The following is a 13,030-nucleotide window of genomic DNA, read 5'->3' as shown; positions in this document are numbered from 1 at the left end:
TCCCCCGACCCGGGCACCCGCCCCGACGAAAGCCCCACCCGCAGCCCCACACCGGCGCCGGCCCACCCCACGACCCGGACCAGGCCCGCACCAGCCACCCGCAAGCAACAGCGCAACGGGCGCCGGAAGCGCTCGGCCCACTCGGGGAGGCGCCGAGGAACCGAACGGGAGAACGGACACCTTGTTCCCGGTGGGTAGCGGTGATCGGTTCGCCCCGGCTTCGGGCTTCTACAACCGGCCCGCCAGCTTCAGCGCCAGGTACATGTCCGTGACCGCCGACGCCAGTTCGCCCGGCGGGGCGTCCACCACCGTGACGTTTCGGCGGCGGAGTTCGGCGGCTGTGGTGCGGCGTTCGGCCAACTCCTTTTCCGCGGCGGCGGCTTCGTAGACGGCGGTCGCGTCGCCTCGGTGGGCGGCCATGCGGGTGATCGCCGGGTCGGCGACCGCGGCCACGATCACCTCGTGTCGGGCGGCCAGTTGCGGGAGTACCGGCAGGATGCCCTCCTGGACCGCCTCTCGTTCCAGGCCGGTCATCAGCACGATCAGTGAGCGGCGCGGCGAGCGGTGGAGGATTTCCGCGACCAGGCCGCGGGCGTCGGGTTCGACCAACTCCGGTTCCAGCGTGGCCATCGCCTGGACGAAGGCGGGGAGTATCCCGTTTCGGGGCGCGCGGCGGACTTCGGTGCGGACCCGGCGGTCGTAGGCGAGCAGGTCGACCCGGTCGCCCGCGTGATTGGCCACCGCCGTCAGCAGCAGGCTCGCGTCCATCGCGGCGTCCAGGCGCGGGACGTCGCCGATCCGGCCCGCGGAGGTGCGGCCGGTGTCCAGGACGACCAGGATGTGCCGGTCGCGTTCCGGGCGCCATGTGCGCACCACGACGCCCTGGTTGCGGGCGGAGGCGCGCCAGTCGATCGACTTCGCGTCGTCGCCGGGCACGTACTCGCGGAGCGTGTCGAATTCGGTGCCGGCGCCCCGGGTGAGCAGGGCCGAGCGGCCGTCGAGTTCGCGCAGGCGTTCCAGCTTGGAGGGGAGCAGGCGGCGGCTGGGGAAACCGGGCAGGACGCGCAGGCGCCACGGCACCAGGTGCGAGCCCTGCCGGGCGGCCAGGCCGAGTGGGCCGACGGAGCGCACGGTGACCCGGTGGGCGTGCCGGTCGCCGCGCCGGGTCGGGGTCATCGTGGTGGTGACCCGGCGGCGTTCGCCGGCGGGTACGGCCAGGTCGTGGCGCTGTGTGGTGGTGCCGGTGCTCGGCGGCCAGGCGTCGCGCAGTCGGCCGCGCAGCGCCCGGGTGCCGGGGTTGGTCACGGTCAGCGTCACCTCGGCGGGTTCGCCGAGGCGGACCGCGGTGTCGCCGGCGCGGGTGAAGGTCAGGTCGCGGACGCCGGCGGCGAGCAGCAGGTCGGTGAGTACGCCGAGCAGGAGCAGGCCCTCGACCACGGCCAGGCCGAGCAGCGAGGGCAGCAGCAGGCCGACCACCAATACGCCGATTGCCGCGGCCAGTACGGCGCGTCCGGTCAGGGCCATCGGCGGTTAACGCGGGACCGGGGTGTGGGCCAGTACGGAGTCGATCACCATGTCGGGGGTCACGCCCTCCATCTCGGCCTCGGCGCGCAGTCGTACCCGGTGGCGCAGCGCCGGGCGGGCCAGCGCCTTGACGTCGTCGGGGGTGACGTAGTCCCGGCCGGCGAGCCAGGCCCACGCGCGGGCGGCGGCCAGCAGCGCGGTGGCGCCGCGCGGGGAGACGCCCATGGCCAGCGACGGGGAGGTGCGGGTGGCCCGGCAGACGTCGACGACGTAGGCCAGCACCTCCGGCTCGACGCGCAGTTCGGCGACCGCCCGGCGGCCCGCGGCCAGATCGTCGGCGCCCGCCACCGGACGGACACCCGCGGCGGCGAGGTCGCGCGGGTCGAAGCCCCCCGCGTGTCGGCGCAACACGGTGATCTCGTCGTCGCGTTCGGGCAGCGGCAGGGTGAGCTTGAGCAGGAACCGGTCCAACTGGGCCTCGGGCAGCGGGTAGGTGCCCTCGTACTCGATCGGGTTCTGCGTCGCGGCGACCAGGAACGGGTCGGGCAGCGGGCGCGTGGTGCCGTCGACCGAGACCTGCCGCTCCTCCATTGCCTCCAGGAGCGCGGCCTGGGTCTTGGGTGGGGTGCGGTTGATCTCGTCGGCGAGCAGCAGATTGGTGAACACCGGGCCCTCGCGGAACGAGAACGCGGCGGTGCGTGCGTCGTAGACCATCGAGCCGGTGACGTCGCCCGGCATCAGGTCCGGGGTGAACTGCACGCGGGTGGTGGTCAGTTCGAGGCTGCGGGCGAGGGCGCGCACCATCAGCGTCTTGGCCGTGCCGGGTACGCCCTCCAGGAGCACGTGGCCCCGGCACAGCAGGGCGATCACCAGGCCGGTGACGGCGGCGTCCTGGCCGACCACGGCCTTGCCGATCTCGCCGCGCAGGGCTTCGAGGGCGTCGCGCGCCCCGCGGGTCTGCTCGGGTGCGCTCACGTCGTGCGTACCTGCCTTATCAGCGCGTCGAGGTCGGCGGACAGGGTGACGAGGGCCTCGTCGCTCTCCGGGATCGCACCGTACAACAGGGCATGCACGTGTGCGGACGTGTGGTCGGTGCGGGCGGTGATCGCCGCGATCAGCGAGGCCTCGCGGGTGTCGGCGCCGAGCAGGCGCGCGAGGCGTTCGCGGGCGGCGGCGCGGAGCAGTTCGGCGGCCGTGTCCCGGGCCCGGCCGCGGCGGTACAGCCGGGCGCGGCCCTCGACGGTCTCGGCGGCGCGGACCACGACCGGCAGCGGTTCGGCCACGACCGGGCCCAGCCGGCGGGCCCGCCACAGCGCGAGCAGGACGGCGGCGACGGCCAGTTGGGCCGCGCCCCAGCGCCAGCCGGCGGGGAGCAGGTCCCACAACGAGTCGTCGGCGGGCGGGAGTTCGCCGCTGCCGGGCAGGTACCAGACCAGGCGCGGGTGGGTACCGAGCAGGTTCAGGGCCAGCGCGGCGTTGCCGTGCGCGTCCAGGCGGTCGTTGGTGAGCATGCCGCCGGAGCCGAGCACGACCGTGTCCCGGCCGGGGCCGGCCGGGGCGAGCACCAGGGTGGGCAGCCCCGCGTACGGGTAGCAACCGGTGGCGGCGGGGAACGGGCCGATGTCGAAGCGCGCGCCGCCGAGGTCGGCGCTGCCCGCGCGTTGTGCCGCCGGGAGCCGGCAGTCCGGATCCAGCTTGCGGCCGGAGGTGTCGCGGGCGGTGCGTACGCCGGGGGCCAGCGCGTCGAGCGCGGCCTCGTCGGGGCGGATCAGCACGGTGCGGGCCGGCGCGGCGGCGGCGAGGCGGGCCAGGTGCGCGTCGGTGAGCAGGTCGGGGTAGGCCACCACGAGCGTGGTGTCGGGGCGGATCGCCCGCTCCGCCTCGTCGGCCGAGCGGACCAGTTCCACCTCGACGCCTCGGGCGCGCAGCAGTTGGGCCACCGCCTTGCTGCCGGCCTTGCCCGTCGAGCGCGGGTCCAGGCGGCCCTCGTGGCGGTCGCCCTGGATCAGCACGAGGGCGGAGACGACGATGACCACGAGGGCGACCAGCGCGAGCGGGACGCGCAGGCGGCGCCAGGTCTGCTCGGCGGTGCGGCCGAGGGGGGCGGGCGGGGGCAGGGCGGGGCCGGATCCGGCGGTGCCCGAGGTACCTGAGTTGTCCGGCGCGGGGGAGTCCGGCTCCGCGGGGCTCGACGCGCCGGGGGCCGCCGGGTCGGCGCTCATCCGGGGATCCGTTCGGCGGCGCGTGGGCGGGCGGCGGCGCAGCGGGTGTCGAGGTCGCGCAACCGGTCGTCCAGGGCCCGGTCGGCGGTCCGGCCGCCGTAGTGCACGTCGTCGAAGATCGTGGCCGCGGCGCGCAGGTCCGCGGCGACCTCGGGCAGCACCCGACCGCCCTCGACGGCCGCCTCGTCGGCGGTGCGGCCCGGGCGTACGTCCAGCACGGCGCGTTCCTCCAGGTCCCGCACGATCGCGCGGAATCGTTCCCGGACCGCCTCGTCCCAGCGACCGGCCGCGGCGTGCGCGTCGGCCGCGGCGCGGTGTCGGGCGGCCGGCATCGGGCCGTGCTCGCCGTACAGCGGCGACTCGGCGCGCCGGGCCGCGCGCAGCGGCCCGAGCCGCAGCCGCAGCAGGACGAGCGCGACGGCCGGCACGAGCACGATCACCGCGAGGCCGGTGAACCCGCCGGGGGTGTTGTCGCCCGCCCGGGAGAGCAGGTCGCCGAGGCGGTCGAAGAGCCAGTCCAGGATCCGGCGGAGCGGGTGGGGGTCGTCGCGGTGGTACTCGACCCGGGACAGCTCGTCCCGGGCGGCATCCCGCGCGTCGTCGCGCGGGATGTCCACCGGTTCCCAGTCCCGGGGCAGGAGCGGGAGCGCGAGCGCGAGTCGGGTCACGCGGGCGTGGGTCCCGCGGCCGACCCGGTGCCGGTCTCCTCGTCCAGGACGCCGGCCGCGCGGGCGAGTTCGAGGTCGAGTGCCTCGCGGCGGATGCGCTGGTCGATGTAGAGCAGCGCGGTCGCGCCGGCGGCGAACGGGTACAGCAGCGCGGAGGAGATCACCGCGCCGATGCCGGTGATCAGCAGGTCGACGAACGTGGGGTCGGGGATGTCGGACGTCTTGGAGGCGGTGATCGCCGTGAAGCCGTCGGAGAGGAGCAGGAACGGCATCTGGATGATGCCGCCGACGATCGCCATGATCAGCGAGATCAGCAGCAGGATGCCGCACACGCGCCACCACGAGCCGGTGACGAGCTTGCGCGAGCGCTCCAGAGCCTTGCGGACCGTCTGCTTCTCCAGCATCAGGACGGGCCCGGCGAGGGTGAGGCAGACGTACAGGTAGATCGCCGCGACGATGCCGCCGATCAGGCCGGGGAGCAGCAGCAGCGCGCCGAGCCCGTCGGCGCCGACGGCCAGCAGGGCCAGACCCGGCAGAATCGCCACGAGCAGCGTGCCGACCGGGACCAGCCAGGTCGCGAAGGTGACCCCGAGCAGGCGCGGCAGCAGCGGGCGGACCGCCTTCCAGGCCTGCGCCGCCGTCATGGACTTGGCGATCACCGCGCGGCTGACCACGACGGTGAGCATCCCGGTGGCGGCGATCTGGCCGAGGGTGGAGACCACGATCGGCACGATCAGGATGGCGAAGGTGTCGCGCAGGTAGCGCCACAACTCCTCCCCGGTGGGGTCGTCGGAGAGGTCGCCGGGGGAGAACTCGCGGTTGAGCAGCCAGGTGGCCGGCACTTCGAGGCACTGGGTGAGCAGGGCGATCACGACGGCGATGCCGATCATGACCTTCCAGTGGGTGCGCATCGCGGCGAACGCGCCGTCCAGGATCTCGCCGACGCTCAGCGGGCGCAGCGGGATCACGCCGGGCTTGGCGGCTTGGACGTAGGGGCCGTTCCAGCCGGGGGGCGCGCCCCAGAGGGGCTGGGTGCCGCCCCAGCGCGGGTCGGATGCGGCGCCGGGGTGATCGGCGCCCTGGTGCGGGGGTCCCCAGCCGGCGGCGGGGGGCTGGACCGGCGCCCAGCCCGGTGCGGGGGCCTGCGGTGCGGGCCGGTCGGACTCCGGGCCGGCGGGCTTGTCGAGCGAGGTCCGCCGGTCCGAGGCGGCCGGCCCGTCCGAGGCGGCGCGATCGTCCGCGGCCTCCGAGTGGTCCGAGGTGGCGGGACCGTTCGCCTCGACCGGCCCATCCGAGGACGCGGCCTCGCCCGAGGGGGTCGGCTCGGGGGCGGTCGGCCCATCCGCGGCCGGGGTCGGCTCGGCCGCCGCCGGCGGCGTTGCGGGCTCGGGCGCGGATCGGTCGGGTGACGTGGCGTCGTCCGCCGGGCGTGCTGCGTCCGGCCCCGGGGCGTCCGGGGTGGGCCGGCCGGGCGAGTCCGTCATGTCGATTGCGCTCCTCGTCCTGATGGGTGGTGACTCATCGTGGCATGCCCGTGTGGCCCCTTGGTGAACGGGCGGCCGGCGGATACGAACGACGGGCCGGGCGGGCCGGCCGGGTGGACAACGACGGGCGCCCGGTCGCACGTTCCGGATGCCGCCCGGCGCGGGCCGCGAGGGTCGTGTCGGTGGCCCGAAACGTCCGTTGCGTGCCCGGTCGGGACGGCGTACCTTCCGGCATTCGGGGTGACTCCGCACTCCCTGGGCGTGCCAATCGTCCGAGAAAAGTACGTTTTGTCACCCGAGGACGCGGCCGGAATCGGTCGGATGAGTGCAGGTCACAATCCGGTAATGCGACGATGAGGCACATGAAGGGACGCGTCCTCATCGTTGACGACGACACCGCACTGTCCGAGATGCTCGGCATCGTGCTGCGTGGCGAAGGGTTCGAGCCGTCGTTCGTGGCGGACGGCGACAAGGCACTCCAGGCATTCCGGGACGTCAAACCGGACCTGGTGCTGCTCGACCTGATGCTGCCCGGCCGCGACGGCATCGACGTCTGCCGCCAGATCCGTGCCGAGTCCGGCGTGCCGATCGTGATGCTCACCGCCAAGAGCGACACGGTCGACGTCGTGGTCGGCCTGGAGTCCGGAGCAGACGACTATGTGATCAAACCGTTCAAGCCCAAGGAGCTTGTCGCTCGTGTGCGGGCCCGCCTGCGCAGAGCCGAGGAACCCACCCCGGAGCAACTGGTGATCGGCGATCTGGTGATCGACGTGGCCGGCCATGCCGTGAAGCGGGACGGGCAGAACATCGCACTGACCCCGCTGGAGTTCGACCTCCTTGTCGCACTCGCCCGCAAGCCCTGGCAGGTGTTCACCCGCGAGGTACTGCTCGAACAGGTCTGGGGATACCGACACGCGGCCGACACCCGCCTGGTGAACGTCCACGTCCAGCGGCTGCGCTCGAAGATCGAGCGTGACCCCGAGCGTCCGGAGACGGTGGTCACGGTGCGCGGGGTCGGCTACAAGGCGGGACCGGCCTGACCTTGAGATCGTCCCGGTGAGCACCGCACAGCGGTCGCCCTCCCCGTCGGCCTGGTCCCTCGCCCTGCGTCGTGTGCGCGGCGGCGTGGGCCGGGTCATGGCGCTGTGGAACAGATCGATCCAGTTCCGCGTCGTGGCCACCACCCTCGTGCTGTCCGTCGCCGTCACGGTGCTGCTCGGCGTGGTGGTGGTCGGCCAGGTCCGCAACGGCCTGCTCGACGCGAAGGTGGCCTCCGCCCGGTCCCAGGCCCAGGGCGGCTTCGCCGATGCCCGCGCGCAGGCCGACGAGATCGCCACCAGCCCGGGCCGGCACGTCCAGGTGCCCACCGGCATGCCCGCCGGCACGCCGGCCGGCGGCAACCGGGTCAACACCGGCGACTGGCTCAACGCGCTGGTCAAGCAGCTCTCCAGCGGCGGCCAGGGGGTGTACGACGTGGCCGCGACCAGTCAGGACACGGTGGACAGCCCACCCGGGTCCGGCCGCAGCCCCCGCGCGTCCGGCGACGTGGTCCCCGACGAAAGCGTGCCGGCCGAACTGCGCCGCGAGGTCGGCCTCAAACACGGGGTGGCGCTGCTCCAGTACACCCAGATCGTGCGCGAGGGCCAGCACGGCGAGGGTCCGGCGGAGACCACCCGCGAGGCCGGCCTGGTGGTCGGCGCCCAGTTGGAGGACCCCGACGGCGGGTCGTACCAGCTGTACTACTTCTTCTCCTTCGGTCCCGAGGAGAAGACCCTGGGCCTGGTGCGCAGCACGCTGGCCACCGCCGGGGTCTTCCTCGTGCTGCTCCTGGTGGCGATCGCGGCGCTGGTGACCCGATGGGTGGTCACCCCGGTGCGGATGGCGGCCCGGATCGCCGAGCGGTTGGCGGCGGGCCGGCTGGAGGAGCGGATGCGGGTGGTCGGTGCGGACGACCTGGCCCGGCTGGGCTCGTCGTTCAACAAGATGGCGTCCAACCTGCAGAACCAGATCAGACAGCTGGAGGAGTTGTCCCGGGTGCAGCGCCGGTTCGTCTCCGACGTCTCGCACGAACTGCGCACTCCGCTGACCACCGTGCGGATGGCCGCCGACGTGCTGCACGAGGCGCGCGAGGACTTCGACCCGGCCACCCGGCGCTCGGCCGAACTGCTGCAGAACCAGCTGGACCGGTTCGAGGCGCTGCTGTCGGACCTGTTGGAGATCAGCCGGTTCGACGCGGGCGCGGCGGTGCTCGACGCCGAGCCGGTGGACCTGCGCGACCTGGTGCGCCGGGTGGTGGAGGGCGCCGAGCCGCTGGCCGAGCGGCGCGGCAGCCGGCTCGTGGTGCGTGTGCCGGACAAGCCGTGCGTGGCCGAGGTCGATCCCCGGCGGATCGACCGGGTGCTGCGCAATCTGGTGGTCAACGCGATCGAGCACGGCGAGGGGCACGACGTGGTGGTCACCGTCGCCGCCGGCGAGGACTCGGTCGCGGTGGCCGTGCGCGACTACGGCGTGGGCCTCAAGCCCGGCGAGTCCTCGCTGGTGTTCGCCCGGTTCTGGCGGGCCGACCCGGCCAGGGCGCGGACCACCGGCGGCACCGGCCTGGGCCTGTCCATCGCGCTCGAGGACGCGCATCTGCACGGCGGCTGGCTCCAGGCCTGGGGCGAGCCGGGCGGCGGCTCGCAGTTCCGGCTGAGCCTGCCCAAGACCGCGGGCGGCGAGCTGGTGCGTTCCCCGCTGCCGTTGGAGCCCGAGGACTCGCGGGCCAATCGGGGCCTGGGTCCGGCGGGCTCGCCGTATCGGCGCGGCGTACGTACGGCCGGTTCCGCGGGAGGCAGTCGATGAGGCGGATCACCCCGTTCCTGGCCCTGGTGTGCGTGCTGTGCGCGCTCAGTGCGTGTGCGTCGATGCCGCACAGCGGCAGTGTGCGCGAGGCGGCCAAGGGCGGCACCAAGGACCAGGGCCCGGAGCAGCAGGTGCGGGTGTTCGCCGTGCCGCCCAAGCCCGGCGAGCAGCCGCACGGCATGGTGGCCGGCTTCCTGGAGGCGGTCACCAGCGACGAACCCGACTACACCACCGCGCGCGCCTACCTGACCCCGGAGGCCCGGGCCAAGTGGGTGCCCACGCGCGAGGTCGTGGTGCTCAACACGATCGCGAAGATCGAACTCGTGGCCGGCGCCGACGAGCGGACCTATCGGGCCGAGGTCTCCGGCACCCGGGTGGGCACCGTCGACAGCCGCAACGCCTACCAGCCCGAACAGCAGGCGGGCGCGCCCTACCTGGCCACCCTGCAACTGCGCCTGGGCAGCGACAACCAGTGGCGGATCGCCGACCTGCCCGACGGGCTGATCCTGTCCAACGCCGAGTTCCACCGGATCTACCGGTCGGTCAACACCTACTGGTTCGCCACCTCGATGCCGCTGGGCCAGGACGTCCTGGTGCCCGATCCGGTCTATCTGCGCAGCCGGGTGGGACTGACCTCGGCGCTGGTGCGGCAACTGGTGAACGGTCCCACCGACTGGCTGCGGCCGGTGGTGGAGACCGCCTTCCCCGCCGGCACCGAGCCCGCCGACCGGGTGGTGTCGATCGAGGACAACCGCACCGCCCGGGTCCAGCTCAACCGGCAGGCCAGACTCGCGCAGGGCAAGGGCTGCGAGCGCATGGCCGCGCAACTGCTGTTCACGCTGCGCCAGGTATCGGGGGTGGACTCGGTCTCGATCACCGGAGGCGGCGCGCCGATGTGCCTGCTCTCCGACGACGACGCGGCGCACTACGACCCCACGCGGGCGGCCAAGACGCCCGGGCCCACCGGCTACTTCATCGCCAAGGGCGGCATGGTCAACGTGGTGCCCGGCGCGAACGGCAACCCGCCGGCGCTGCCGGGGCCCTTCGGTGACGGCACCTACAAGGTGGACCAGATCGCCGTCTCGCGGGACCAGTTCCGGCGCCGGATCGCGGGCATCGACACCGGCGGGCGCAAGTTGTGGGTCGGCGACGTGGACGGTCACGGCGAGGCTCAGGAGTGGCTGAACACCTCGCCCGGGTCGTTGTCGAGCCCGACCTGGGACGGCCGCGGCGTGTTGTGGGCGCTGGATCACACCAAGAACGCCGAGCAGGTGCTGGCGCTGTACGAGGACGAGCGGCGCCAGATCACCAAGGTCGCGGTCGACGTGGAGGGCATCACCGCGGCCCGGATCACCGACCTGCGGTTGTCCTCGGACGGTGTGCGGGCGGCGCTGGTCCTGAACAGCGGGCAGGTGCTGGTCGGCCGGGTCGAGCGGCGCGTGAGCAACGGGGTGCCGGCCATCACCATCGCCGCGCCGCGCTCGGTGCTGCCCTCGCTGGTCGAGGTCAAGGCGATCTCGTGGAACGGTCCGGACCGGCTGGTGGTGCTGGGCAAGGAGGGCCAGGGCGCGCTGCAGCCGCAGATCGTGGACATCGACGGCGGCATCTCGATCTCGGTCGCCTCGGTCAACGGCATGTTGCACATCGCCGCGCCGGACGGCGCCGACCAGCCGCTGCTGGCCGACTCCGGCGAGCAGAACATCTACCAGCTGTCCCAGGGCAACAACTGGATCAAGGTGCACAGCGGCACGTACCCGGTCTACCCGGGGTAGCGCGCCCGCCCGGAGCCCGTCCGCGCCCACGGCCCGCCCCCGCCCCGGGGCCCATCCGCCACGGCGCGCCATGACCGGATCGGGTGGTTGCGCGTGCGGCCGGTCCGTTTCGGGGCCGCGCGTGCGAGCTTGGGGGTATGCAACGGCGTCGGGTGCTCGCGACATGGGCCGACCTGGTGTTGCCCGTGTGCTGCGCGGGCTGCGCCGCACCCGGCGCGCAGTTGTGCGCCGCCTGTCGGGGGGTGTTCCTCCCGGCGCCGCGGCCGGCCGACCCGGTGCCCGCGCCCGAGGGGCTGCCGCCCGTATACGCGGTCACCGCCTACCAGGGGCCGGTGCGCTCGGTGCTCGCCGCTTACAAGGAGCACGGCGCGCGCCGCCTGGCCCGCCCCCTGGGGGATGCGCTGGCCCGGGCGGTGACCGCCGGTCTCGCCGACGCGGCCGGTCCGTGCCTGTTGGTCCCGGTGCCCTCGACCCGCGCCGCGGTGCGTCGGCGCGGTCGGGACGCCACCAGGGAGCTGGCGCTGCGCGCGGCCGGCCGATTGCGCGCGACCGGGGTCCCCGCACGGGTGCTCCCGGCACTGCGACATACCCGTCGGATCCTGGACCAGGCGGGCCTTTCGGCACATGAACGGAGGATGAACGTCCGCCGATCAATGATCGTTTCGGACAGGTTGGCGCCCTTGTTTACGGGCATTAGTGTGGTGATCGTCGTCGATGATGTTTGCACCACCGGCGCAACTCTCGCGGAGGCGACCCGTGCGGTCCGAGCCGTGGGAGGGCGAGTCGAGGCGGCGGCCGTGGTGGCCGCGACCGCCCGGCGGCGCGGGACGGAGCAGGGCCGTCGGCGACCTGGTCGGTCGGATGGGTGCCCACCCCTCCGGCATGGCGCAATGGATGGAGTTCTGCGTGGACATTGTCGTCAAGGGCCGCAAGACCGAGGTACCCGAGCGTTTTCGCAAGCACTGTGTCGAGAAGCTGGACAAGATCCGCAAGCTCGACGACAAGGTGATCAGCGTTGACGTGGAGGTGACCAAGGAGCGGAACCCGCGGCTGGCGGAGCGCTCGGACCGGGTGGAGATCACGCTGAACACGCGTGGCCCCGTCATCCGGGGCGAAGCCGCCGCGTCCGACCCCTACGCCGCACTCGACCTGGCGTGCGCGAGACTCGAGGCACAGTTGCGCAAGGCCGCCGATCGGCGGCGCGTGCACCATGGTCACCGCTCCCCCGTCTCGGTGGGCGCGGCCACTGCGGAGATCAATCACGCCGACCGGCTCAATGGGGCCGTGGTGGCGTCCGCGGAAGACATCGAGGCGGTGAAGAACGGCGAATTGAGGCCCCAGCCGCACATGGCGGGCCCGATCGAGGTGGATGGCGAAGGCCCCCTCGTGGTTCGCGAGAAGGTACACGCCGGGCGTCCGATGGCGCTCGACCAGGCGCTGTACGAGATGGAGTTGGTAGGCCACGACTTCTATCTGTTCATCGATTCGAGCACCAGGTGGCCGAGTGTGGTGTACCGCCGGCACGGCTACGACTACGGTGTGATCCACCTCAAGCCCGAGGACCGCGAGGACGGCGGACCGCAGTAGTCGCGGTCGGGCCGTCGCCGCGCGCCCTCTGGTCGTGATTCGACGCCGAAACCCCTCGGGGTTTCGGCGTCGGTTGCGTCTTCGACCCTGGCGTTGCCTGGCGAATGTTCCGCTTCGCAAGTACGTTCCGCACATAACGCCCATCAGGGCCTGGCGTCGTGGCGATCACGTGGGATCATGTCCTGGACACGGATCGTGCCGACCCAGGGGGGAAACACGGTGGGTGAACAGTCTGTTCCGGCCCGCGTGGAGCACGGCTCAGCGGGCGAACCGATTCGCGTGCTGGTGGTCGACGATCACGATCTGTTTCGCCGGGGTCTGGACATCGTGCTCGCGCCCGAGCCCGATATCACCGTGGTCGGCGAGGCCGGGGACGGCGCCGAGGCGCTGGAGGCCGCGCAGGACCTGCTGCCCGACATCGTCCTGATGGACGTGCGCATGCCCAGACGCGGCGGCATCGAGGCGTGCACCGCGATCAAGGAGGTCGCGCCCAGCACTCAGATCATCATGCTGACGATGAGTGAGGAAGAGGCCGACCTCTACGACGCGATCAAGGCCGGCGCCACCGGTTATCTGCTCAAGGAGATCTCGCACGGCGAGGTGGCCTCGGCGATTCGCGCGGTGGCCGACGGGCAGTCGCAGATCAGCCCGTCGATGGCGGTCAAGCTGCTGACCGAGTTCAAGTCGATGAGCCGGCGCGACGACGAGCGCCGCCTGGTGCCGGCGCCGCGGCTGACCGACCGCGAGATCGAGGTGCTGCGCCTGGTGGCCACCGGGCGCAACAACCGCGACATCGCCAAGCAGTTGTTCATCAGCGAGAACACCGTGAAGAACCACGTGCGCAACATCCTCGAGAAATTGCAGCTGCATTCGCGCATGGAGGCCGTGGTCTACGCGATGCGGGAGAAGATCCTGGAGATCGGCGACTGAAC

General features: G+C 73.0%; 11 protein-coding genes. 6 read left to right on the top strand and 5 right to left on the bottom strand.

Translation table 11 applies throughout. From position 1 onward, the window contains the following. Positions 1 to 228: 228 nt before the first annotated feature. From ACWGR4_RS14295 to ACWGR4_RS14275, 5 genes are read right to left on the bottom strand one after another with little or no spacing between them, the layout of a single operon-like run. Positions 229 to 1,524 (bottom strand): DUF58 domain-containing protein, encoded by a 1,296-nt coding sequence (locus ACWGR4_RS14295; protein ID WP_452133657.1) that lies wholly within the window; start codon positions 1,522 to 1,524, stop codon positions 229 to 231. A 6-nt stretch (positions 1,525 to 1,530) separates the two neighbouring features. Next, positions 1,531 to 2,499 carry an AAA family ATPase gene (locus ACWGR4_RS14290; protein ID WP_380002677.1) on the bottom strand — a complete coding sequence of 323 codons (969 nt, stop codon included), beginning with the start codon at positions 2,497 to 2,499 and terminating at the stop codon, positions 1,531 to 1,533. After that, positions 2,496 to 3,746: a DUF4350 domain-containing protein gene (locus ACWGR4_RS14285; RefSeq protein ID WP_452133658.1), complete on the bottom strand. Its 1,251-nt coding sequence runs from the start codon at positions 3,744 to 3,746 to the stop codon at positions 2,496 to 2,498. Before ACWGR4_RS14285 ends, ACWGR4_RS14290 begins: the two co-directional genes overlap by 4 nt. Then, positions 3,743 to 4,414 carry a DUF4129 domain-containing protein gene (locus ACWGR4_RS14280; protein ID WP_380002679.1) on the bottom strand — a complete coding sequence of 224 codons (672 nt, stop codon included), beginning with the start codon at positions 4,412 to 4,414 and terminating at the stop codon, positions 3,743 to 3,745. Before ACWGR4_RS14280 ends, ACWGR4_RS14285 begins: the two co-directional genes overlap by 4 nt. Next, positions 4,411 to 5,898 (bottom strand): glycerophosphoryl diester phosphodiesterase membrane domain-containing protein, encoded by a 1,488-nt coding sequence (locus ACWGR4_RS14275; RefSeq protein ID WP_452133659.1) that lies wholly within the window; start codon positions 5,896 to 5,898, stop codon positions 4,411 to 4,413. The genes ACWGR4_RS14280 and ACWGR4_RS14275 overlap by 4 nt, the downstream gene beginning before the upstream one ends. A gap of 362 nt (positions 5,899 to 6,260) precedes the next feature. Between ACWGR4_RS14275 and mtrA the strand changes: the two genes are divergently transcribed. The 6 genes from mtrA to ACWGR4_RS14245 all read left to right on the top strand — a co-directional run bounded on the left by mtrA (position 6,261) and on the right by ACWGR4_RS14245 (position 13,028). Then, positions 6,261 to 6,938: an MtrAB system response regulator MtrA gene (gene mtrA / locus ACWGR4_RS14270; RefSeq protein ID WP_026219725.1), complete on the top strand. Its 678-nt coding sequence runs from the start codon at positions 6,261 to 6,263 to the stop codon at positions 6,936 to 6,938. A gap of 97 nt (positions 6,939 to 7,035) precedes the next feature. Continuing rightward, the gene (mtrB, locus tag ACWGR4_RS14265; protein ID WP_452133661.1) at positions 7,036 to 8,739 is read left to right on the top strand and encodes an MtrAB system histidine kinase MtrB; all 1,704 of its coding nucleotides are present in this window, start codon (positions 7,036 to 7,038) and stop codon (positions 8,737 to 8,739) included. Continuing rightward, positions 8,736 to 10,511 carry an LpqB family beta-propeller domain-containing protein gene (locus ACWGR4_RS14260; RefSeq protein ID WP_452133660.1) on the top strand — a complete coding sequence of 592 codons (1,776 nt, stop codon included), beginning with the start codon at positions 8,736 to 8,738 and terminating at the stop codon, positions 10,509 to 10,511. The genes mtrB and ACWGR4_RS14260 overlap by 4 nt, the downstream gene beginning before the upstream one ends. Before the next feature lie 137 nt (positions 10,512 to 10,648). Then, complete coding sequence (locus ACWGR4_RS14255) at positions 10,649 to 11,530, top strand: ComF family protein (protein ID WP_452134203.1); 882 nt, start codon at positions 10,649 to 10,651, stop codon at positions 11,528 to 11,530. Beyond that, positions 11,418 to 12,098 carry a ribosome hibernation-promoting factor, HPF/YfiA family gene (gene hpf / locus ACWGR4_RS14250; protein WP_380002683.1) on the top strand — a complete coding sequence of 227 codons (681 nt, stop codon included), beginning with the start codon at positions 11,418 to 11,420 and terminating at the stop codon, positions 12,096 to 12,098. Before ACWGR4_RS14255 ends, hpf begins: the two co-directional genes overlap by 113 nt. Before the next feature lie 219 nt (positions 12,099 to 12,317). Continuing rightward, positions 12,318 to 13,028: a response regulator gene (locus ACWGR4_RS14245; protein WP_246127381.1), complete on the top strand. Its 711-nt coding sequence runs from the start codon at positions 12,318 to 12,320 to the stop codon at positions 13,026 to 13,028. Positions 13,029 to 13,030: the final 2 nt, after the last annotated feature.

The organism is Embleya sp. NPDC055664 (assembly GCF_053618075.1).
Note: the sequence above shows the minus strand (reverse complement) of the source record. Positions and strands in the feature narration are given on the sequence as shown.

Bases quoted from the DNA above. Each gene is read 5' to 3' on its own strand.
- mtrB (WP_452133661.1), top strand. From the start codon at position 7,036: ATGGCGCTGTGGAACAGATCGATCCAGTTCCGCGTCGTGGCCACCACC.
- ACWGR4_RS14295 (WP_452133657.1), bottom strand. From the start codon at position 1,524: ATGGCCCTGACCGGACGCGCCGTACTGGCCGCGGCAATCGGCGTATTG.
- mtrA (WP_026219725.1), top strand. From the start codon at position 6,261: ATGAAGGGACGCGTCCTCATCGTTGACGACGACACCGCACTGTCCGAG.
- ACWGR4_RS14285 (WP_452133658.1), bottom strand. From the start codon at position 3,746: ATGAGCGCCGACCCGGCGGCCCCCGGCGCGTCGAGCCCCGCGGAGCCG.
- ACWGR4_RS14275 (WP_452133659.1), bottom strand. From the start codon at position 5,898: ATGACGGACTCGCCCGGCCGGCCCACCCCGGACGCCCCGGGGCCGGAC.
- ACWGR4_RS14255 (WP_452134203.1), top strand. From the start codon at position 10,649: ATGCAACGGCGTCGGGTGCTCGCGACATGGGCCGACCTGGTGTTGCCC.
- ACWGR4_RS14260 (WP_452133660.1), top strand. From the start codon at position 8,736: ATGAGGCGGATCACCCCGTTCCTGGCCCTGGTGTGCGTGCTGTGCGCG.